This is a genomic window from Streptomyces fuscigenes, from assembly GCF_021556455.1.
Classification (GTDB): Bacteria; Actinomycetota; Actinomycetes; order Streptomycetales; family Streptomycetaceae; genus Streptomyces; species Streptomyces fuscigenes.
Window position 1 is genome coordinate 1 of the sequence record NZ_JAKGCV010000699.1, and the last position, 1,869, is coordinate 1,869.

A 1,869-nucleotide genomic window follows, 5' to 3' on the forward strand; every position below is an offset into this window, starting at 1 on the left:
GAGGCCCTGGCGCTGTCCGGCGCGGCGCCCGGCCGCACCGCTTCCGCCCAGGGTTCGGCCTCCGGTCGCGGCCCGGGCGGCCCCCCGGTCCGCCGGCCGGCCGCCGACCGGGCCCTCGGGGGTGCCTGATGTCCCTGATCAGCACGCTGGCACGGCTGGAGGCCGTCGAGAGCGGGTACGCCACGCCCCTGGCGACGGTGCGTCACCGGCACCTGTCGGAGCACCCGCTCGTCCTCGTCCCGCTGACCACGGCGGGTGAGGCGGGCGCCCCGCTCGGCGCGCTCGTCGGCACCGACCGGGACGCGCCCCGCCTGCTGACCGTCGTCCAGCCGCGCGACCGCGACCTGCGCTTCGCCTTCCTGGCCGAACTGGCCGACGCGGTACTGCCGGTCGTCGACGCGTACGCGGACGACGTGGAGAGCGCCGAGCGCGCGGAGACTGACCCGGAGACCGGCAAGCGCGTCAAGGTCGAGGTCGAGCTGTGCGCCGACGCGCCGCAGCTCATCGTGCCGAACCGGCCGGGCGTCGACTTCGTGCGGCTGCTGGGCCGCTCCATGCGCTTTCGCCGCACCGCGGAGGACGACCCGGACGCGGCCCACCCCGCGCCGCCCCGGGTGCCGTTGCTCGGCCGCTGGCTGACCCACTACGGGGAGCGTGCCCGCGTGCCCGGCTCCGCCCTGCTGCCGGCCATGACGGACCTGCTGGCCCGGCACTGGGCCACCGGCCAGTCGAACCTGGAGGACCAGCACCTCGGCGCCCTCCTCGCCTGGCTGGACCCGCCCGAGGGTCTGACGGGCGCGGAGGCGGCGCTGCGGGCCGAGGTCGCCCGCGACGCGAGGGGGCAGCTGCTGTGCCCGCCGGCGGGCCCCGCGACCGACCCGGCCTTCGACAACAAGCTGCTGGCGCCCGCCGTCGAGCGCTACGACCGGGCGCGCCGCGAGGGAGCGGCCGCGCAGGACGGGGCGTACGCGGAGGAGCAGCTCGCCCGGGCCGCCGCCGCCGAGCGCGACGTGCGCCGGATGCTGGCGGAGGTGCTGCGGCCGACGTGGGACGCGGTGTGGCGCGGCGTCGACCTGCTGCGCGGGCTCCCGGAGGGCGCCGGCGTCGCCGATCGCTGGACCAGGGACCGCTGGTCGTACACCGGCCACCGCGACCGGGTGCGGGCCGGCGAACCGCCCCAGCCCCGCAGGGACGACGCGGTGACGGCCGCGCGCAAGCTCGCCTCGCGCGAGACCGCGCAGGCCCAGCTGGAGGCGGCGGAGGCGCTGGACGACCCGCTGGTGCTGGCCGGCTACCGGCTCGCCGGGCAGGCGTTCGTCGGAGAGGTGACCGACGCCGTACTCGAGTACAGCGAGGGCAAGCGCCCGGCCCCCAGGCCCCTGGTGACGGTCCGCACGTCCGACGCGCCGGCGCTCGGCGAGCGGGTGAAGGTCTACCGCTCACTGGACGGCAAGCCGCAGACGGCGGAGTTCGTGCGCTACGAGGACGGGCCGGAGGGCGACGCGGCGGACAGCCAGGGGCCGGGGGGCGACGCGAAGGACAGCGAGGGGCCGGAGGGCGAGGAGCCGGCGGGCGCGGGCCGGGCGGGCGGCGACGTGCCCGGAGCCGGACCCGGTCCGGACCCGGCCAGGACGGTGGTGCTGCGGATCATGGACCGCATGGGCAGGAGCAAGGTGCCCGCGCCGGGGTCGGTGCCGGAGAAGGGCGACACGATCGCGTGGACGCTGTTCGAACACACCGTGCGCGGCGGCCCGAAGCTGCCGGACCCGGAGGACACCCCCTGGACCCACGGCGGCCCGCCCGAGACGGCGGCCGCACCGCCCCTCGCCGCCGCGCCGGGCGCGGCGGACGCACCGGGCCCCGCCGGCG

1 protein-coding gene is annotated in these 1,869 nt (G+C 78.5%); it reads left to right on the forward strand.

All coding sequences use genetic code 11. The features are described 5' to 3' along the window. Positions 1-128: 128 nt before the first annotated feature. Positions 129-1,869, forward strand: a 1,741-nt coding sequence (locus tag L1885_RS27880) for a hypothetical protein (RefSeq protein ID WP_235799923.1), incomplete at its 3' end; no start/stop codon positions are given.